21 protein-coding genes, 1 tRNA gene and 2 pseudogenes are annotated in these 18,268 nt (G+C 70.3%); 10 read left to right on the top strand and 14 right to left on the bottom strand.

The genetic code is table 11. The features are described from left to right. Positions 1–91: 91 nt before the first annotated feature. From ureE to VF522_RS00100, 5 genes and pseudogenes are all read left to right on the top strand, one after another. Positions 92–592, top strand: a pseudogene (gene ureE / locus VF522_RS00120) (urease accessory protein UreE); the annotation flags it as partial. Then, on the top strand, positions 576–1,271 hold the full coding sequence (locus VF522_RS00115) for an urease accessory protein UreF (protein WP_330906157.1): 696 nt from the start codon (positions 576–578) through the stop codon (positions 1,269–1,271). The pseudogene ureE and the gene VF522_RS00115, both read left to right, overlap by 17 nt. After that, the gene (ureG, locus tag VF522_RS00110) at positions 1,268–1,915 is read left to right on the top strand and encodes an urease accessory protein UreG (protein ID WP_414709400.1); all 648 of its coding nucleotides are present in this window, start codon (positions 1,268–1,270) and stop codon (positions 1,913–1,915) included. Before VF522_RS00115 ends, ureG begins: the two co-directional genes overlap by 4 nt. A gap of 100 nt (positions 1,916–2,015) precedes the next feature. Next, a complete protein-coding gene (locus tag VF522_RS00105; RefSeq protein ID WP_330906156.1) occupies positions 2,016–2,366 on the top strand; it encodes a hypothetical protein in 351 nt (116 codons plus the stop codon). Further along, complete coding sequence (locus VF522_RS00100; protein WP_330906155.1) at positions 2,353–2,553, top strand: hypothetical protein; 201 nt, start codon at positions 2,353–2,355, stop codon at positions 2,551–2,553. The genes VF522_RS00105 and VF522_RS00100 overlap by 14 nt, the downstream gene beginning before the upstream one ends. A 77-nt stretch (positions 2,554–2,630) precedes the next feature. On the opposite strand, the gene VF522_RS00095 is transcribed toward VF522_RS00100, so the two are convergent. The 4 genes from VF522_RS00095 to VF522_RS00080 form a co-directional block, all read right to left on the bottom strand. After that, positions 2,631–2,828 carry a hypothetical protein gene (locus tag VF522_RS00095; protein WP_330906154.1) on the bottom strand — a complete coding sequence of 66 codons (198 nt, stop codon included), beginning with the start codon at positions 2,826–2,828 and terminating at the stop codon, positions 2,631–2,633. Between the two features lie 116 nt (positions 2,829–2,944). Then, complete coding sequence (locus VF522_RS00090) at positions 2,945–4,084, bottom strand: PAS domain-containing sensor histidine kinase (RefSeq protein WP_330906153.1); 1,140 nt, start codon at positions 4,082–4,084, stop codon at positions 2,945–2,947. 2 nt (positions 4,085–4,086) lie between these two features. Further along, positions 4,087–4,881 carry an alpha/beta hydrolase gene (locus tag VF522_RS00085; protein WP_330906152.1) on the bottom strand — a complete coding sequence of 265 codons (795 nt, stop codon included), beginning with the start codon at positions 4,879–4,881 and terminating at the stop codon, positions 4,087–4,089. Positions 4,882–4,894: 13 nt separating this feature from the next. Further along, the gene (locus VF522_RS00080; protein WP_330906151.1) at positions 4,895–5,284 is read right to left on the bottom strand and encodes a response regulator transcription factor; all 390 of its coding nucleotides are present in this window, start codon (positions 5,282–5,284) and stop codon (positions 4,895–4,897) included. A 252-nt stretch (positions 5,285–5,536) separates the two neighbouring features. Between VF522_RS00080 and VF522_RS00075 the strand changes: the two genes are divergently transcribed. Together VF522_RS00075 and VF522_RS00070 are read left to right on the top strand one after the other, a co-directional pair. After that, the gene (locus VF522_RS00075) at positions 5,537–6,037 is read left to right on the top strand and encodes a hypothetical protein (protein WP_330906150.1); all 501 of its coding nucleotides are present in this window, start codon (positions 5,537–5,539) and stop codon (positions 6,035–6,037) included. 7 nt (positions 6,038–6,044) lie between these two features. Beyond that, a complete protein-coding gene (locus tag VF522_RS00070) occupies positions 6,045–6,500 on the top strand; it encodes a hypothetical protein (RefSeq protein ID WP_330906149.1) in 456 nt (151 codons plus the stop codon). A 6-nt stretch (positions 6,501–6,506) separates the two neighbouring features. On the opposite strand, the gene VF522_RS00065 is transcribed toward VF522_RS00070, so the two are convergent. Then, a tRNA-Ser gene (locus VF522_RS00065) sits at positions 6,507–6,596 on the bottom strand. Between the two features lie 76 nt (positions 6,597–6,672). Here VF522_RS00065 and VF522_RS00060 point away from each other — a divergent pair. The 3 genes and pseudogenes from VF522_RS00060 (at position 6,673) to VF522_RS00050 (ending at position 9,143) form a co-directional block, all read left to right on the top strand. After that, positions 6,673–7,734 (top strand): annotated as a pseudogene (locus VF522_RS00060) (Bug family tripartite tricarboxylate transporter substrate binding protein). Between the two features lie 27 nt (positions 7,735–7,761). Beyond that, positions 7,762–8,502 (top strand): glutathione S-transferase, encoded by a 741-nt coding sequence (locus VF522_RS00055; protein WP_330906148.1) that lies wholly within the window; start codon positions 7,762–7,764, stop codon positions 8,500–8,502. A 56-nt stretch (positions 8,503–8,558) separates the two neighbouring features. Beyond that, positions 8,559–9,143 (top strand): GAF domain-containing protein, encoded by a 585-nt coding sequence (locus VF522_RS00050; protein ID WP_330906147.1) that lies wholly within the window; start codon positions 8,559–8,561, stop codon positions 9,141–9,143. 9 nt (positions 9,144–9,152) lie between these two features. Here VF522_RS00050 and VF522_RS00045 read toward each other — a convergent pair whose 3' ends face one another. From VF522_RS00045 to thiD, 9 genes are read right to left on the bottom strand one after another with little or no spacing between them, the layout of a single operon-like run. Next, positions 9,153–9,794 carry a phosphatase PAP2 family protein gene (locus tag VF522_RS00045; protein ID WP_330906146.1) on the bottom strand — a complete coding sequence of 214 codons (642 nt, stop codon included), beginning with the start codon at positions 9,792–9,794 and terminating at the stop codon, positions 9,153–9,155. Next, complete coding sequence (locus VF522_RS00040; protein ID WP_330906145.1) at positions 9,764–10,777, bottom strand: thiamine phosphate synthase; 1,014 nt, start codon at positions 10,775–10,777, stop codon at positions 9,764–9,766. The genes VF522_RS00045 and VF522_RS00040 overlap by 31 nt, the downstream gene beginning before the upstream one ends. Further along, the gene (locus VF522_RS00035; protein ID WP_330906144.1) at positions 10,774–11,541 is read right to left on the bottom strand and encodes an SDR family oxidoreductase; all 768 of its coding nucleotides are present in this window, start codon (positions 11,539–11,541) and stop codon (positions 10,774–10,776) included. The genes VF522_RS00040 and VF522_RS00035 overlap by 4 nt, the downstream gene beginning before the upstream one ends. After that, complete coding sequence (locus tag VF522_RS00030; RefSeq protein WP_330906143.1) at positions 11,538–12,539, bottom strand: ABC transporter substrate-binding protein; 1,002 nt, start codon at positions 12,537–12,539, stop codon at positions 11,538–11,540. The genes VF522_RS00035 and VF522_RS00030 overlap by 4 nt, the downstream gene beginning before the upstream one ends. 9 nt (positions 12,540–12,548) lie before the next feature. Further along, a complete protein-coding gene (locus tag VF522_RS00025; RefSeq protein WP_330906142.1) occupies positions 12,549–13,301 on the bottom strand; it encodes an ABC transporter permease in 753 nt (250 codons plus the stop codon). Beyond that, complete coding sequence (locus VF522_RS00020) at positions 13,298–14,047, bottom strand: ABC transporter ATP-binding protein (RefSeq protein ID WP_330906141.1); 750 nt, start codon at positions 14,045–14,047, stop codon at positions 13,298–13,300. The genes VF522_RS00025 and VF522_RS00020 overlap by 4 nt, the downstream gene beginning before the upstream one ends. Next, a complete protein-coding gene (locus VF522_RS00015) occupies positions 14,044–15,501 on the bottom strand; it encodes an acyl-CoA reductase (RefSeq protein ID WP_330906140.1) in 1,458 nt (485 codons plus the stop codon). Before VF522_RS00015 ends, VF522_RS00020 begins: the two co-directional genes overlap by 4 nt. After that, on the bottom strand, positions 15,498–16,574 hold the full coding sequence (locus VF522_RS00010) for a long-chain fatty acid--CoA ligase (protein WP_330906139.1): 1,077 nt from the start codon (positions 16,572–16,574) through the stop codon (positions 15,498–15,500). Before VF522_RS00010 ends, VF522_RS00015 begins: the two co-directional genes overlap by 4 nt. Further along, on the bottom strand, positions 16,571–17,413 hold the full coding sequence (thiD, locus tag VF522_RS00005) for a bifunctional hydroxymethylpyrimidine kinase/phosphomethylpyrimidine kinase (protein ID WP_330906138.1): 843 nt from the start codon (positions 17,411–17,413) through the stop codon (positions 16,571–16,573). The genes VF522_RS00010 and thiD overlap by 4 nt, the downstream gene beginning before the upstream one ends. Positions 17,414–18,268: the final 855 nt, after the last annotated feature.

The following is an 18,268-nucleotide window of genomic DNA, read 5'->3' as shown; positions in this document are numbered from 1 at the left end:
CGCGTACTGTAGGCTGGGGTGGAACCCCAGCGCGCCCGCGGTGCTGGGGTTCCACCCCAGCCTACAGGGCGACACGCGCTGTCATCGACACATGATTCAAGTCACCAAACTCCTCTCCCAGGGCCACGGCCTCGCCCCCGTGCTGCTCAAACGCGCGGCGACCGTCGAACTCGATTGGGACGTGCGCCAGAAAAGCCGCTTCGACGCGACCGACTCGCAGGGCCGTTCGCTGGGCGTGTTCCTGCCGCGCGGCACAGTGGTGCGCGGTGGCGACGTGCTGGTGGCGGAAGACGGCTCCATGGTGCGCGTGATCGCCGCGCCGCAGCCTGTGCTCACGATCACGCATTGCGCAGAACACGGCAGCCCCTTCGACCTGCTGCGCGCCGCCTACCACCTCGGCAACCGGCACGTGCCGATCGAGCTCAAGCCGGACCACCTGAAGATCGAGCCGGACCACGTGCTGGCGGACATGCTGCGCGCCATGCACCTGATCGTGAAGGAAGAGAACGCGGCCTTCGAGCCGGAGGGCGGCGCCTACGGCGCACAGGCGGCGCACGGGCATCACGGCCACGACCATGGCGGACACGGACACCCCCCTCACTGAAGCGGCACTGCTGCGGCTGATGTGGCTCGCCTCGCCGGCGCTGCCGGTGGGAGGCTTCTCGTATTCGGAAGGGCTGGAGGCGGCGGTGGAAGCCGGGCTCGTGCGCGACGAAGCGACGGCCGGCGACTGGCTGGTCGCGCAACTGCACGCAAGCCTGGCGCGCGCGGATCTCGCGGTGGTCGCGGAAGTCGCGAAGGATCCCGGCCGGGCCGAAGCGCTGGATGCGTGGGTGCGGCAGACACGGGAGACGAGCGAGTTGCGGCAGCAGACGGAGCAGATGGGCAAATCGCTGCTGGACTGGGGAAGGTCCGTAGGCTGGGGTGCAACCCCGGCAACGCGCGCGGAAGCTGGGGTTGCACCCCAGCCTACGCGCACGTATCCCGTGGCCTTCGCCCTCGCCGCGAGGCAATCCGGCGCCTCCCCGCGCCACATCGCCCTCGCCTACGCCTTCTCGTGGGCCGAGAACATGATGCAGGCCGCGATCAAGTCGGTGCCGCTCGGCCAGTCGGCCGGCCAGCGCATCCTGGCGCGGCTCGCCCACGAGATCCCGCCCGCCGTCGACCATGCCGCCACCCTGGACGACGAGCACCGCCAATCCTTCACCCCCATGCTCGCCATCCTCTCGGCGCAGCACGAAACCCAGTACTCCCGCCTGTTCCGATCATGAATCCCGTCCACCACATCCCCGGCCGCACCAAGAAACTTCCGCCGCTGCGCGTGGGCATCGGCGGGCCCGTCGGCTCCGGCAAGACCACCCTGCTCGAGATGCTGTGCAAGGCCATGCGCGACCGCTACGACCTGGTCGCCATCACCAACGACATCTACACCAAGGAAGACCAGCGCCTGCTCACCGTGAGCGGTGCGCTGCCCGCCGAACGCATCATGGGCGTGGAGACCGGCGGCTGCCCGCACACCGCGATCCGCGAGGACGCCTCGATCAACCTGGAAGCGATCGACCGCATGCTGGCCGAGTTCCCCGAGGCCGACGTCGTGTTCGTGGAGTCGGGCGGCGACAACCTGGCCGCCACCTTCAGCCCGGAACTGTCGGACCTGACGATCTACGTGATCGACGTGGCCGCCGGCGAGAAGATCCCGCGCAAGGGAGGGCCCGGCATCACCAAGAGCGACCTGTTCGTGATCAACAAGACCGACCTGGCGCCGTACGTGGGGGCGGACCTCGGTGTGATGGAAGCCGACACGAAGCGCATGCGCCGCGACAAGCCTTACGTGATGACCAACCTGAAGGCCCGCGAGGGCCTGCAGGAGGTGGTGCGCTTCATCGAGCGCAAGGGCATGCTCCAGCCGGGCTGACCCGAAGCCCAGCCGTTCGCCCAGGTAGTCAGCAGATGTAACCCGGGACGGCGCTCCGTCCTACACAGCTGCAGGACGAAGGGACGTAGTTTCGCCTGCGATGGAACTGTTGCACGAACCACCGGCCGGTTTCGAAATCGTCGCGAACGCTTTCGCGATGGCGAAACTGCTGCCCACCACGCACCGCATGAACCTGCAGATCGGGCTCCTGTGCGACGGCGTGCTGTGCGCGAAGGGCGTGCTGGAAGGTTACCGGCAGGTGACCTTCTTCTGCGAGCACCTGCGCCAGGGCGGCTGGAAGGAGCACCTGCTGGGAGGCTCGGAAGAGATGTTCGATTGCGACATGCTGTTCTCGCATCCGGCGGACCGGAGACAGGACGACGATCCCTCCTTCATCCGCCGCGCCGCGGTCGAACTCTGGCCCGCCGGGACGCCCCATGCCGAGCCCTAACGCCGACGAACAGGATCCGACGCTGCCGCCGCCCGGGCAGCGCTGGGGCTCGGGCGCGCAGAGCGTGCTGCCCTACCTCACCAAGTCGCTGCAGTCGAAGCCGGCCGCGCAGGAAACGCGCGACAGCCGCTCGCACGACGAGGAGCCGCAGCGTCCCTACGCGGGGTGGAACCGGCCCGCGGCCTGAAACGCTGGATCCCCGCCTGCGCGGGGGCGACGAAAAAAAAAGCGGCCCATGGGCCGCTTCGTTCGAGAGCGCGGAATTCAGTTCGGCCCGGAGCGGCGCTTGCCGCCGGAATTGCTGGCGCGGCGCTGCTCCCAGACGCGCATCTGCTTCATGGCGCTGTCCGAGCCCTGGCCGCCGTGTCCCTCCGAGGTCTCCGGCTGCTGCTGCTGCTGTTGCTGCACCGCCGGCTGGGTGTTGCCTTCCTCGGGCGCAGCCTGTTCATGCTCCGTGTTCATGGTGAGGATTTGGGTCGGTAGTTGCCGATGTTCTCCGGCGACCCGCTCGTCATCTGTAGGACGCCGCCCGTTCAGGGCGCGGGACAAGCGAACGCCCGCGGCGAGACGCGTGAATTTCACGCAGCGGGCAATCGCAGCACGAAGGTGGTGCCTGCCTCGGCAGTGGAGCTCGCCTCCACGCTGCCGCCGTGCGCGCGGACGATCTCGCGCACGATGTAGAGCCCCAGCCCGACGCCCTTGCTGCCGGCATCCTGCCCGCGCACCATCGGCTCGAACAGCCGCGGCAGCTGCTCCGGCCGGATCGGCACGCCGCGGTTGTGGACGCTGATGCGAAAGCCATGCGGATCGCTTTCGGTGCGCACGGTGATCGGCGCCTCCCGTGTCCCGTGGGCCGCCGCGTTGGCCACCAGGTTGCCCACCGCCTGCACGATGCGGTCCGCATCGGCGCGGCAGGTTCCTTCGCCCCTGCGCTCGTGGCGCAAGCCCGCCTGCGGGAACGCGACCTGCCACTCCGCCACTCCGTCGGCCAGCGCCAGGTGCAGGTCGACTTCCGTCTTCTTCATGGAAAGCCCGCCGCCCAGCCTGGCCTGGGTGAAATCGAGCAGGTCGCCGATCAGGTGCTGGACGCGCTGCACGGCGCGGCCGATGCGGCCGATCGCCGCCTTCTGCTGCTCGGGCTGGATGCCGCGCTCCAGCAGCGCGGCACTCATCTGGATCACGGCGAGCGGATTGCGGATGTCGTGGCTCACCATGCCCACCAGCTGCTCGGCGAACTGGGCGCGGTCTTCCGCTTCGGCGCGCGCGGCCTTGAGCTCCTCCTCGTCGCGCGCATGCTGCCGCGCGAGGTCCTCGGCACGCTGGCGTTGCGCCACCAGCTCCTTCTCGTACTTGTGCCGGTCCTCCGCGACGAACAGCGCGACGTGCAGCACGTTCTGGCCGTTCCAGCCGCGCTCGGCGATGTTCACCATCATCGGGATCTCCACGCCGTCCTGGCGCCGGATGCCCAGCTTCACCTCCGCCACCGAGCCCTGCATGCGCAGCAGCGGCTGCAGGTGCGTCTGGTAGAAGATGCGCCCGCCCATCCCCAGCAGGTCGTGGAAGCGCTTGTGGCCCACCAGCTCGGGCGCCTTGTAGTGCAGCCATCCGCACAGCGTCGCATTGGCGTGCAGGATGGTCCCGTGGCTGTCCGCCAGCAGGAGGCCGCAGGGCGCCGCTTCGTACAGCTGCTGCGCCCCCGGGAGCGGGCTGGCCTCCATGGCTAGAGTCCGCGCAGGAACTGCTCGATCGCCTCGGTGCTGGCGCTCGGCGCGCTCAGGTGCGGGCAATGGCCGACGTTCTCGATCACGTGCAGGGTGCAGTTCGGGATGGTGCGCTGCAGGTACTCGCCGACGCAGCGCGGCGCGATCAGGTCGTCGCTGCATTGCAGGACCAGCGTCGGCGCCTGCAGCCGCGGCAGCTCCGCGCGATGGTCCGAGAGGAAGGTCGCGCGGGCGAACTGCTTGGCGATCTCCGGGTCGGTGCGGCAGAAGCTGTTGGTGAGCTCCACTGCGAGCTCGGGCTGCTCCGGCGCGCCCATGATCACGGGGGCCATGTTGCTGGACCAGCCCAGGAAATTGCTTTCCAGCGTTTCCAGCAGCGAGTCGATGTCGGCGCGCGTGAAACCGCCGACGTAGTCGCCGTCGTTGACGTAGCAGGGCGAGGGACCCACCATCACCTGCGCCAGGAACTGGTCGGGGTTCTGCAGGTTGGCCAGCATGCCGATCATGGCGCTGACCGAATGGCCCACGCAGACCGCTGGCGCGGTCGTCACCTCGGCCAGCACCTCGCACAGGTCGGCTGCGTAGCCGTGCAGGGTGGCGTACTTGACCGGGTCGTAGGCCGCGAGGTCGGACTGCCCGCTGCCCACGAGGTCCAGCAGGATGCAGCGGTAGTGCTCGGAGAAGTGCGGCGCCAGCAGCCGCCACATGTTCTGGTCGCAGCCGAAGCCGTGCACGAACACCATCGGCGGCCCGTCGCCGACCACGTGCACGTTGTTGCGGGCCAGCACCGGCATGGGGGCGCGCACCTCAGGCCAGCGCCGATTCCTGCACGCGGCCGGGGAAGGCCTGCAGGTAGGCGCGCAGTTCGCCGAACTGCGCCTTGGAGATCACGCCGTCGGCGCCCAGGCGGATGCAGCGCTGGCGCACCACGGGCGTGACGAAGTCGCTGAACACCAGCACGGCGCCGGACGGGTCCTTGTTGCAGCGGGAGATCAGCGTGAAGCCGGAGCCTTCGCCGAGCAGCAGGTCCACGATGGCGAGGTCCCAGCCGCCCTTGTGGCGCAGCAGCCAGTCGGTGGCGCCGGTCTCGTTGCTCGCGGTGCCGACCACCTCGAAGCCACCCACGGAGTCCAGCAGGTCGCAGATCAGTCCCTGCATCGGCTTCTGGTCTTCGACGACGAACACACGCACTGCCATGACAAAACCTCCGGGAACGGCACAGGGCCCACTACGGGCTCCGACACGATGCAGGAAAAATGCGGTGCACGGCGTCTGAACGCCGCCGATGCAGGCGTAGGAGAGTTCCGACTTGGCGCGCGCCGTTCGTTCTGCCGGCGCGACCGCCCGGCGTGTGGCGTGGGAGGTGAGCACTTTGTGCCGCACCGCCGGTTACGGTTGGTAACGCGCCAGACTAGGATGGCCGCACGTTCCACAACCGGGGGTCAGATCGTGCCGAGCCTCGTCCTCAAGAACCTGATGCCTTGGCGCTTCGGCCTGCGGCGGAGCGCGGAGAACACCGACTACCAGGATCTCGGGCACGGCTCGGGCAGCCTGGAAGCCGAATACCAGCGCCTCGTCGCCCAGCACCTCGCGCGCTGGGGCGTGCCGGCAAGCCATGTCGCCATCGAGGTGCGGCAGGTGGGCAGCCAGATGGGGAAGATCGTGTTCGACGTCGTGGTGTGCCTCGCGCACTGGGACCGCATCACGGCGCTGCGCGTGCTGATCGGCCTGCCGCTGTTCGAGAAGAAGATCCGCAAGGCGCTCGAAGGGCAGTGGCTGCAGGACGTGAGCCTGTTGCGCGCGGTGCTCGTATGCGCTTCGGCGAGCCTGCAGGAGCGGGAACCCTGTGCCGAATTGCGCCAGACCCTGGTGAGCCTGACCGGCGGGCGCAGCCACGACCGGCGACCGCGCCCGCTCGACTCCAGCTTCGGCGACATCAGCCGACCCTGACGCCGCCATGAGCTCGACTCGAATCGCGGCCGCGGCCGCGGCGGGACTGGCGGCGATGCTGGCGCTGCTGTGGGTCGCCATGGCGCGCGTGTCACGCAGGCGGATGCGCGAAGTCCAGCGCGATGCCTGGTGGATCCTGCAGGTGGCCGACACCATCAGCGCCGACGTGCGGCAGGCCACGGAGCAGGCCGCGTCCATTCCCGAGAACGATCCGGTGTTCGACCTCATCGAACGCCTCCTCGCCGTGGAACGCGAGGCCAACGGCCTGTGCGCCCGCCCGCGCGAAGTGCTCGCATCGCTGCCCGGGACCGGGTTGCTCACCTTGTGGAAGCAGGCGCGGGAACTGCGAGGAATCGTATTGCGGCTGGTCCTCGTGCGCACTCAGGCCGACATGGGGATGCGCCAGCTGGGCGACCTGCTCGCCACGGGCCACGTGCCCAGCGAACTGGCGCCGCTGGCCTGAGGGCGCTGGCGGAAGCGGTGAGATTCGAACTCACGGACGTCGTGAAACGTCGCCGGTTTTCAAGACCGGTGCATTCAACCGCTCTGCCACGCTTCCAGTGTTCGGGATTCTAGCGGCGCGCGTCGTGCGCAGCCGTGGCACCCGGCCTTCAGGGAATCCCCCCATCGGTGGCATGCCAACGGCCCCTAGCATGGCTGCGCAGCCCCGTCGGCTGCAGAACCAACTTCCGGAGATACAAGAAATGCAGTCGTTCGCATCAGGGTGGAAGGCCGCTGCCGCGGCCACGTTCGCGGCGGCTGCCGCGCTCGCCTCGCCGGCCGCGCTGGCGCAGGCCTTTCCCTCCAAGCCGATCAGGATGATCGTGCCCTTCCCCGCCGGTGGCACCACCGACATCGTGGCGCGCCTCGTGGCGCAGCGCATGTCCGACAGCATGGGGCAGCCCGTGCTGGTGGAGAACAAGGCCGGTGCCGGCGGCGCGACCGGCGCCGACGCGGTGGCCAAGGCGCCGGCCGACGGCTACACCATCCTGATGCACAACATCACCTTCCCGCTGTCGTCGGTGGCGCAGACGCTCGCCAGGCGCTCGCCCTTCGACGCGGAGAAGGACTTCGCCGGCATCTCGATCGCCGTCTACGTGCCCTTCGTGCTGACCGCCGCGCCAGGCGTGCCGGCCTAGGACCTGAAGGAACTGGCGGCGCTGCTGAAGACCGACGCGAAGCTGCAATACAACTACGGCTCGACCGGCCCCGGCTCCGCGGTGCACGTGCTGGGCGAGGCGTTCAAGCGCGACGCCAAGGTGAACATGGAGCACGTCGGTTTCAAGGGCGCCGCGCCGCTGAAGCAGGAGATGCTCGCGGGCCGCATCCAGGTCGGCGGCGACCAGCTGTCGTCGTCGCTGGCCGAGATCAAGGCCGGTTCGCTGAAGGCGATCGCCACCACCGCGTCGAAGCGCATCCCCGCGCTGCCCGACGTGCCGACGGTGCGCGAACTCGGCTTCGCCAGCCTCGAACTGGAAGGCTGGAACGGCCTGTTCGCGCCGGCCGGAACGCCCAAGCCGGTGATCGAGCGGCTGCAGCGCGAAGTGGCCCTGGCCGTGAAGCATCCCGATGTCGCCAAGCGCCTCGTCGAGCTCGGCGCCGAACCGGTGGGCTCCTCGTCCGCGGACCAGGACGCGATCCTGCGCCGGCAGATGGAACAGTTCCGCCCCGTGATCCGCGAGATGAAGCTGGAGTGATGCGGCCGCGCCCGGCATAGTGCGGGCATGGCCTACCAACTGCACTATTGGCCGGGCATCCAGGGCCGCGGCGAGTTCGTGCGGCTCGCCCTCGAAGCCGCGGGCGCCGATTACGTCGACGTCGCCCGCGGCGATCCGCACGCGGGCGGGGGCCTGCCGGCGATGATGCATTTCCTCGAAGACGCCTCCGTGGCGCGCCCGCCCTTCGCCTGCCCCTTCCTCGTCGACGGCAAGACCGTCGTCGCGCAGACCGCGGCCATCCTGCTGTACCTCGGCCCGCGCCTGCGGCTGGTGCCCGCCGCCGAACGCGATCGCCTCTGGACGCACCAGATCCAGCTGACCATCGCCGACATGGTGGCGGAAGCGCACGACCTGCACCATCCCGTCGCGAGCGCGCTCTACTACGAGGACCAGAAGAAGGAGGCGCTGCGCCGCTCCGAGGACTTCCGCCGCCAGCGGCTGCCCAGGTTCCTCGGCTGGTTCGAGGCGATCCTGCAGCGCAACGCCGGCAATGCGCAGCGCGATCCGCCGCGGCTGGTCGGCGCGCGCCTCAGCTACGCCGACCTCTCGCTGTTCCAGCTGGTCGACGGCCTGCTGTACGCATTGCCGAAGGCGACGCGCCGCGTGCTGCGCCGCCTGCCGCACGTGCGCGCGCTGCATGCCGGCGTGCCGCGGCACAGGCGCCTCGCCGCCTACCTGTCGAGCGAACGGCGGCTGCCTTTCAACGAGGAAGGCATCTTCCGCCACTACCCCGAGCTCGACGGCTGAGCCTCGCCATTTCCGCGGAGCCATTGGCGACAACCCGGAGGCCGCGGATCGTTGGCATGCCTATACTCGCGCGTTCGCACGCCACCATGCCCACCGACGCCGTCCTCTTCGGACAGTTCCCCCTCATCGCTCCGCCGCACCGCCCCGCGCTCGCACAGGCCCTGGGCACGGCGCGCCGCATGCTGCTGCAGGCGGAGCCGATGCGGATGGTGCTCACGCACCTGGCCGGCACGGTGGAATCGCTCTTTCCGGGCAGCATCGCCTCCGTGCTGGTCCTCGACGGCGAAGGCCTGCTGCGCAACGGCGCATCGCCGAACCTGCCGGCGGACTACCTCGATGCCATCGACCGGATCAAGCCCGATCCGCGCGTGGGCACCTGTGCCGCGGCGGCGGCGACCGGCGAGGTGGTCCTGACGCCCGACTTTGCCGCCGACGACCGCTGGGCCGAACTGCGGCACCTGCCGATGGCGCTCGGGTTCGCGGGCGCGTGGAGCATGCCGATCAAGGACGCGGGCGGGCGGGTGCTGGGCACCTTCGGCACCTACTTCCGCGAACGGCGCGCGCCCACGCCGGAGGAGCAGCAGGTGGTCGGCCTGCTGGCGCCGTTCGCGGCCCAGGCGATCGGCGTGCGCGCGGCCTGAAGCGGCGCCTCAGCGGCGCGCCCAGCGCAGGAACAGCAACAGCAGGGCCAGCCCTTCGGCGGCGCCGGCCACCACGTCGCTGAGGTAATGCGCGCCGAGGTACACGCGGCTGGACGTGACCAGCAGCACCATCGCGATCGCAGCGCACACCGCGGCCCCCCGCCACCAGCGCGAACGCGCGTGGACGAACACCAGCGCGCACAGCATGCCGTAGAACACGGTGGAGGCCACCGCGTGGCCGCTCGGGAAGCTGAAGGTCGTGATCTGCACCAGCGGCTCGGCCAGCACCGGGCGCGGACGCGCGAACAGGTGCTTGAGCGCGACGTTGAGCAGCATGCCCGCGGGCACCACGGCGAGCAGGCGCAGGTCGCGCCACTGGCGGCGCCACGCGAGGACCATCGCCAGCAAGGCGGTGGCGGCGAGCAGCTTCGCCGTCTGGTGCGCATCCGACACGAACAGCATGACGGGCGTCAGCCAGGGCTGCCGATGCTGCGACAGCCAGGCCGTGATGTGCCCGTCCACGCGCGTGAGGGGTCCGGCCAGCAGCACCTGCGCCGCCAGGAAGAGGAGGACGGCGAGGCAGGCGGCCAGCGGGAACAGCGCCCGCGCCGGCGCCGCGCTCAGCCTCGCGGGAGCGTCGGATGCGGCCACTGCGGGACGGGGTCCAGGGGATGGTCGCGACCGGCTCGCAGCGCGGACGCGAAGGCCGGCAGCGTTTGCGTGGGGTCGTCGCCCAGGCCGCGCACGATGCACACGCCGTCGGTGCCGGTGCTGGCCGTCGCCTCCACTTCGCGCGGCGCGAGGATGCCGCCGATGGCGGTGACCGGCACGCCGGCGGCGCGGGACCACCAGGCCAGGTTGTCCAGGCCTTGCGGCACCCAGGGCATGTCCTTGGTGGTCGTCGGCCACACCGGGCCGCAGGCGATGTAGCGCGGCGACAGCGTGCGCGCCCGCGCCAGCTCCCACAGGCTGTGCGAGCTGATGCCCAGCGCCATGCCGCTCGCGCGCAGCCGTTCGCGGCCCTCGTCGCCCAGCCCCAGCAGGTCTTCCTGCCCGAGATGCACGCCGTAAGCGCCGAGCTCCTGCGCGATCTGCCAGTGGTCGTTGACGAACAGTTCGGCGCCGGCGCGCGTGCTGTCTTCGATCGCCTGGCGCACTTCCTCGCGCAGCAGCGCGTGCCACGCGGCATCGGGCGTGGCCGGTGTCTTGATCCGCAGTTGCACGGTGCGCGCGCCCGCGGCCAGCACCTGCCGCAGGCGCTGCGCCGTGTCGACGATGGCGTAGAGGTCCAGGCGTCTTGCACTGTTCACCGCGGCCGCGGCGCCCGGCGGCTCCTCGCCCCAGGACAGCAGCGGCAATGCGTAGGGCGCGCGCATCTTCGCGAGGATCAGCGCGTCGGCATCCACGAAGCCTCGCGCCAGAGCGTCGCGCAGGCGTTGCGCATCGACCGGATCGCCCGCCAGCCAGCCGCGCGCGTGCGGCGTCTCCAGCCAGTCGAGGTTCCCGCGCGCCTGCTGGATGCAAAGAGCATCGACGCCCTGCTCGCGCAGGCGCTGCGCCACCACCGGCGCCTCGGCCTGCAGGCCGGCACGCGCCTGCGCTTCGATCAGGGAAAGCAGCAAGGGTTCGCTCATGCCATCACCATCCCGCCGTCGACGAACAGCACCTGCCCGGTCATGAAGCCGCTCCAGGGCGAGGCAAGGAACAGCACCGGCCCGGCGACGTCCTCCGGCCGCGCGAGGCGGCGCAGCGGCGTGCTCGCCATCAGCGTCTCGCGGAACTGCGCGCGGGTGCCGCTGCTGCCTTCGGTGGGATACACGAGTCCCGGGGCGACGCAGTTGACGCGGATGCCGAAGGGCCCGAGCTCGCTGGCGAGGTTGCGGCTGAAGCCGACCAGCGCGGACTTGGCGGTGGTGTAGTCGTGGTAGGGCACCACCGGATTCTCGACGAGGTTCGACACCATGTTGACGATGCTGCCCTGCGCGCGGCGGCGAAAGTGCGGCAGCACGGCCTGGCAGAGATGGAAGGCGGCGCCGACCGAGCCGTCGAACTGCGCCTGGTAGTCGGCCCAGCGCGTGTCGGCGAAGCTGCTGCGCTGCTCGGGATCGAAGGCGTAGGTGCGGAAGGCGTTGTTGACCAGCACGTCGATGCGGCCGGCTTCGTCGACCACCTGCTGCACCAGCTGCGCGGCCACGTCGGGCTGCGTGACGTCGCCCTGCAGCGCGAAGGCATCGCCGCCCGCGCGCTGGCAGTCTTCCACCACCTGCGCGGCGGCTTGCGCGTTGCGCAGGTAGTTCACCGCCACCGTCGCCTGCTCGGCGGCAAAAGCGCGCGCGATCGCCGCGCCGATGCCGCGGCTCGCGCCGGTGACCAGCACCACTTGCCCGGCGAAGTTCATCCCGGCTGCCCCGCGCGGCCCGGCAGCAGGTCCGCGCTCACCACCTTGCGCACGTCCAGCGGCTTGCCGATGAGGCCCAGCTTGCGATAGGTGTCGGCCGCCGCCTGCAGCGTGGCCACGTCGAGCGTGCCGAGGCCGTCCCTGCGCGTGAGCTCGGAGACGGTCGCGGCGTTGCGCAGCTTGATGATCTCGAGGTTCAGGGCCGGATCGGTGCCGTCGATGGCGCGCTTGGCCGCCAGCTGCGCTGCTTCCTGCGGCTTGGCGATCATCCAGGCCGCCGCGTCGCGATAGCCGCGCAGGAAACGCTGCAGCGCGCCACGCCTGGCCTGGTAGACCTCCTCGCGCACCACGAACAGGTCGCTCGACATCGGCAGGAACTTGCCGACTTCCATCACGTTCACATCGGGCAGGCCGCGACGCCGGCCGATCAGCAGGCCGGTGTCGGTGGCCGCGGTGGCGTCGACCTGGCCTTGCATCAGCGGCGCGAAATTGAGCAGGCCGGTCACCACCACCGTCACGTCCGCCTCGGTGAGGCCGGCGCTGTGCAACAACACCTGCAGGCCCTGGCGCGTGCCGCTCGCGAGGCTGTACACGCCGATCTTCCTGCCCTTGAGCTGCGCGGGCCTGGTGATGCCGCTGCTCACCAGCGAGACCACGTTGAACACGTTCTGCGGATAGATGTCGTAGATCGCGCGCAGCTTCTCGCCCTTGTCCAGCGCGGAGAAGAAGGTGAGCGGATCGCTGAAGGCGACGTCGGCCTGGCCGCTCAGGATGTTGCGCAGCGCATCGGCGCTGCCGGCGCCGGGCAGGAACTGCAGGTCGATGCCCTGCGCCTTGTAGAAGCCCTTGTCCTCGTCGACCAGCAACGGCGTCATCTCGGTGATCGGCTTGTTCCAGGCGGCGACCGTGATGCGGTCGAGGCGGGAACCTTGCGCGTGGCCCGCGAAGGGCGTGGCGAGCAGGGCGGCGAGCGCGGTGCGGCGGCGGATGTCGTTCATCTCTTTTCCTCAGGTCGTACGGGTGAAGGGAAGCAGCAGGCGGCGCTCCAGCCACAGCGTGGCCCGGTAGGCGAGCATGCCCAGCGTGGCGATCAGCACGAGCACGGCGAACATCAGCGAGGTGTCCATCGTGCCCTGCGAAGCGATGACGAGCGCGCCCAGCCCCTGGCTCGCGCCGATGAACTCGCCGACCACGGCGCCCACCAGGGCGAGCACCACGGCGACGCGGAAGCCGGCAAGGATGGCGGGCAGCCCGGAGGGCAGCTTCAGCCGCCACAAGGTCTGCGCGCGGCTCGCGCCCAGCATGCGGAACAGCTCCAGCCGCTCCGGCGGCACCTGCTGCAGCGCGGTCAGCGTGTTCTCCAGCAGCGGGAAGAAGCAGATCAGCGCGGTGATCACGACGGTGGAGGTGATGCCGAAGCCGAACCACAGCACGAAGAGCGGCGCCAGCGCCAGCTTGGGGATCACCTGGCTGGCGACCACGTACGGCATCAGCAGGCGGCGCAGGCCGGCGTGCTCGCCCAGCGCCACGCCGGCGGCGAAGCCGAAGGCGCAGCCCGCGAGCACCCCCAGCAGCAGTTCGATCACGGTGGCGCGCAAGTGCGGCCAGAAGTAGCCGGAGGCGAGGCCGTTCCAGAGCGATCGGGCGACGGCGGAAGGCGGTGGCAGCACCAGCGCCGACAGCTTGAGCGCGCGGCAGGCGAACTCCCAGGCGAGCAAGAGCGCCGCGAGCAGCAGGAGCGATCCGAGGCGGGCCTTCATGCTGCAGCCGCCTCCAGGTGCAGTGCGGCGCGCACGCGTGCCGCGAGCTGGGCGAAGTCGGGGCGATAGCGCAGGCCGGCGTGGCGATCCGGCAAGTCGATCGCGATCTCCTGCGCGATGCGGCCGTCTTCGACCACGTCGACGCGATCGGCGAGGAACACGGCCTCGGCGATGTCGTGCGTCACGAACAGCACGGTGGTGCCTCGCTGCCGCGCCATCTGCAGCAAGTCGCGTTGCAGCTCCTCGCGGGTGATCGCATCCAGCGCGGCGAAGGGTTCGTCGAGCAGCAGCAGCGAGGGCTGCAGGATCAGCGCGCGAGCGAGCGCGACGCGGCTTTGCTGGCCGCCGGAGAGCTGGCGCGGGTACTTGCGGGCGTGGTCCGCGAGGCCGAGTTGCGCGAGCAGTTGCTCCGCGCGTTGCGCCTCTTCGGCCGTGGGGCGACGGTGCAACGTGACCGGCAGCAGCACGTTGTCGATCACGCGCTGCCATTCCAGCAGGTTGGGCGACTGGAAGACGAAGCCGATGTCCGGCAGGCCGCGTTCCTTCGCCCGCGAGCGGAACACCACTTCGCCGCGACCGGGCTGCAGCAGGCCGGCGGCGAGCTTCAGCAAGGTCGTCTTGCCACAGCCGCTGCGGCCGACGAGGCAATGGATGGCGCCCTCTTGCACTTCCAGGTTCGCGCCGGTCACCGTGGCTGGCCAGCCCGGAAAGGCGAAGTGGACATCGCGCAGGGACAGCAGGCTCATGGCCGCGGCTCCTGCGCATAGGGCGCCAGCAGGTCGGAGGCGCGTTCGGCGCCGGCTTCGATCTCCACCATGCGCACGAGGTCCAGCAGGTTGAAGCGGCCGTCGTGGTGCCAGCCGGCTTCGGGCGAAGTCATCGCGCCGAGCGCGCAGATGCGGGTGACGCCGGCGCGGCCCAGGGCCACGGAAAGATGCAGCAGCTCTTGCGGTTCCACCGCGACGCCGGCGGTCTGCAGGAACGCGGCATGCGGCGCCACCAGCGGAACGACGTCGTCGAGCCGGTCGATGGCGCAGACCAGGATGCCGCGGCCGCCGCCGGTGGGCGCGAGCGCTTGCGGCCGATCGCCGTAGGCGACGCTCCAGGCCGCGTGCGGATCGCCGATCACTTCGGCGCCTTCGCCGGCGAGTGCCTGCAGCTCGCGCGACTGCCGCCAGCCCGCGAGCGCCGCGGCTTCCTCCAGCGCCAGCGCGCGGCGCGGAAAGCGCTGCTGCAGGTTGGCGAGCTCGGCCGCGAGGTACTGCGCAAAGTCGCGCGGCGCCACCTTCGCGCCGCGCTGCACGAAGAACTGGTGCGGCGAATAGCAGCCCTGCTGCTCGTAGCGCACAATGTCGTGGGCGGCGAGACGCGCGGTGGCGGGCGCGCGCTGCGCATCCAGCGCCGCGCGGCCGATCACGCCGAATCCCAGCTTGTGCCCGTAACCGAGGAAGCGCGTGGTGACCGGCACCTGCGCGCGCAACTGCGCGATCGCCTCGTTGCCGCCGTAGGCCAGCACGGTGTCGGCTTCGCGGAACACGGCCCGCGCGCTGTCCTCGTCGCCGCCCTTCCACCAGACGATGGCGATGCAGTCGGCCAGCGGCGGATGCACCTCGGCCAGCAGCCGCGCCATCAGCGTCGCGAACACCGGCTCCGCGCTGGGCAGCTTGCCGACGGTGCCGGCCTTCACCAGCAGGCCGCACGCGAGGCTCCACAGCGGCAGCGCCGGCACGTTGCCCGCCCAGCTGTGCACCAGCAGGCCGGGACCGAAGGCGCGCACCAGGCCGCCCTTCAGCGCGGGCTGGAATTCGTCCAGCACCTTGGGATTGGGGAAGTCCTCGGCGACGAAGCGGTGCAGCTGCGGCGCACGGAAGGTCTGCAGGAAGCCATTGAGCCCCAGCTTCACCATCTCGGGGTCGTAGCCGCTGATCGCGGGCAGGAGACGTTCGGCTTCGCGCCGGTACGGGTCTTGCGGATCGAGCAGGCGCGCGATGGCTGCATCGACGATCTCGACGATGCGCGAGACCGGCAGCGTCTTCAACTCGCGCTCGCCGGCTTCCTTCACGCGACGCGCAAGGGCCTGCAACTGCGCCGGCTGCAGCACGGGAACGCGGACGGCCAGCGGACCGAACGCGAGCGTGTGCCACGCCACGTCCTTGTCCTGCAGTCCCGGCAGGTGGCCGGCGGTCCAGGGCGGGTTCATGGCTTCGTGGCCTGCAGGAACTCCTGCACCGCGAGCGAGCAGCCCTTGGCCTGCGCGCCCTCGGCGCGCCCGAGCAGCAGGAAGCCGCCGTCCACGGCGACCCCGACGTCCTCGGTGAGGATGCTGGTGACGGAGTTGAAATTGGCCAGGTCGCAATGCACCAGGATGCCGCGCTCGCCGCGCGACACGTCGCGACCGGTGAGCGGGTCCACCATGCGCGAGCGGATCCAGTGCGGGCCGGACTTCACCGAAGGCACGACGGCATTGCCATCGTCGTACAGCTGCGAGCTCAGCTCCGTCATGCCGTACATGTTGATGCAGCGCTCGCGCGGCACGCCGAAGGTGGCGGCCAGCCGCACGTAGAACTCTTCCAGCGGCAGCTCGCGCGACTGGCTCTTGTAGCCGCCGGTATCCAGGATGCGGCTGCCGGAAGGCAAGGCGAAGCGTTCGCCCGACGCCGCGAGTTCGTCCATGAGGTGCACGAAGCTCCAGCTCGCGCCGAGGATCGCGCAGGGCTCGGCGCTGCGCTCGGCGGCGCGCAGCATCTCGCGCAGGCCTGCCGCGTCCAGGCCGTCGCGGTTCACGTACCAGCGGCTGTCGGGCGTGCCGAAGTCTCGCACCGCCATCGCGAGGTAATGCGCGAGGGAGGAGTTGGGCATCTCCTGTTCGTCGGGGAACAGGATGCCCATGCGCAGCCGCTGGCTGCCTTGCATGAAGCGCTGGGCGAAGTTGCGCGTCATCGAGGCGTCCCACACCGCGATGGTCGGGTGGTAGTGCCGGCCTTTCACGTCGCCGCGGGTGGTGCCGCTGGTCATGAACACACGCTCGGCGCTGTCGGCCGGCGTGCAGCTGAGGGTGACTTCCTTGAAGGCGGCGATCGGCACGGCCGGAATGTCGCGCCAGCTCTTCACGGTGCGCGGCGTGGCGCCGCGCAACTGGCAGAAGCGCTTGTAGGCCGCGTTGTTCGCGTGCTGCTCCGCGAACAGGCGCAGCGCCAGTGCTTCGAACTCCGCGTCGGTGCAGCCGTCCTGCGCGAGGAAGGCGAGCACGGCGTCGACGATCTCGCGGTTCATCGCAGCGGCAGCAGTTGCATGGGCTGCGGTGCGTGGCCGTGGTTCAGCGGCCCGCTGCCGCCGCCGGTGCGCACGCGGGCCCCGGCTTCCAGCGCGCCACGCACGAAGACGCGGGCGCGTTCCACGGCGGTCGGCAGGTCCGCCTCGAGCGCAAGGTGGCTCGCGATGGCACTCGAGAGCGTGCAGCCGGTGCCGTGCGTGTTGGGACTCGCGATGCGCGGGGCGCGCATCCACAGCGGCTGCGCGCCGCGCGCGAGCAGCAGGTCGCTGACGGTGTCGCCGGGAAGGTGGCCGCCCTTGAGCAGCACGGCGTTGGCGCCGCGCTCCAGCAGCTCGCGCGCCGCGGCTTCCATGCCGGCCTCGTCGTTCAGCGGCCGCTTCACGAGCAGCGCGGCCTCGTCGAGATTGGGCGTGACGACCGCAGCCAGCGGGAACAGCTCGCGCACCAGCACGTCGATGGCTGGTTCGTCGATCAGCACGGCGCCGCTGGTGGCGATCATCACCGGATCGAGCACCACCTTGCGCAGGCCGTGCCGCTGCAGGCTGCCGGCCACGGCGCGCACGGTATCGGCGGAATGCAGCATGCCGATCTTGACGGCGTCGATGCCGATGTCCTCGACGACCGCGTCGATCTGGTCGGTGAGGATGTCCAGCGGGACGGCGTGGATGGAACGCACGCCGAGGGTGTTCTGCGCGGTCAGCGCCGTGATGGCGGTCATGCCGAAGCAGCCGAGCGCGGCGAAGGTCTTCAGGTCGGCCTGGATGCCGGCCCCGCCGCCGCTGTCGGATCCTGCGATGGACAGGACCCGCGGGTAACGGAACGCTGCGGATGAATTCAAGGGAGCTCCTTCGCGAGCGAGATACGGGTGCTCCGAAGGGTTCGCCCCTGGCCCCGCCTGGGGGTCAGGTTCGCAGCTCTCCTTCCGCCGGTCTGAACCGGTTCAAGTTCGCGGGTCTGGATCTCAGCACGCGAAAACCGCGTACACCCCGGAGCTGGGCGGATTGTGACACAGGGGGCGGGGGCGTGCTCGTGACCTTTCTGTGAGCGGGGTTCGCTCCGGATTGGTATTGAGGCGGTGCTGTTGCACCGCTTCCCGCTTTGAGCATCGGGGCGCGTCGCGTCAGGCGGTGCGCGGTGTGGCCCCGCTGGGGCGGCGTCCCCCTCGCCTTCGGCTCCGGGGGCAAACCTGAAAGTCGGATCCCGGCGCCGCCACGCGAAGAACTCCTCTGGAGTTTGCCCGCGCGCGGGCAAACTCCAGACTCGAACAGCTTCGCGAGCCAGAAACGTACGCACGGCTCGATACGCGCTACGCGCTCTCGTAGCCGCGCTGGTCCGCCTGCCCGGTCCTCGCAGGCGCCATGCCTTCATGCGCGACCCCGGCCCCGCCCGCACGGGGGCTGGCAGCAGGGCAGGGTGGTGGCGCATTGATTCGTTGCCATCGCCACCGCCACGGCCATGACCAGGGCCGTAGGGTGGGCAAGCTCGCTTGCCCACCGTTTCCCCGTGGGCCGTCATGGTGGGCAAGCAAAGCTTGCCCACCCTACAGGGATCACGACTTGCTCGATCAAGCAGAGCTCTCGGCGTCGCGGCAGGCGGTGCGCGGTGTGGGCCCGCATCACGGGGCGAGCGCCTGAAAGTCGGATCCCGGCGCCGGGATCCGACTTTAAGGTTTGCCCCCGGAGCCGAAGGCGAG

Source organism: Ramlibacter sp. (genome assembly GCF_036383835.1).
GTDB lineage: Bacteria > Pseudomonadota > Gammaproteobacteria > Burkholderiales > Burkholderiaceae_C > Ramlibacter.
This window is presented reverse-complemented; position numbering and strand designations above follow the sequence as displayed.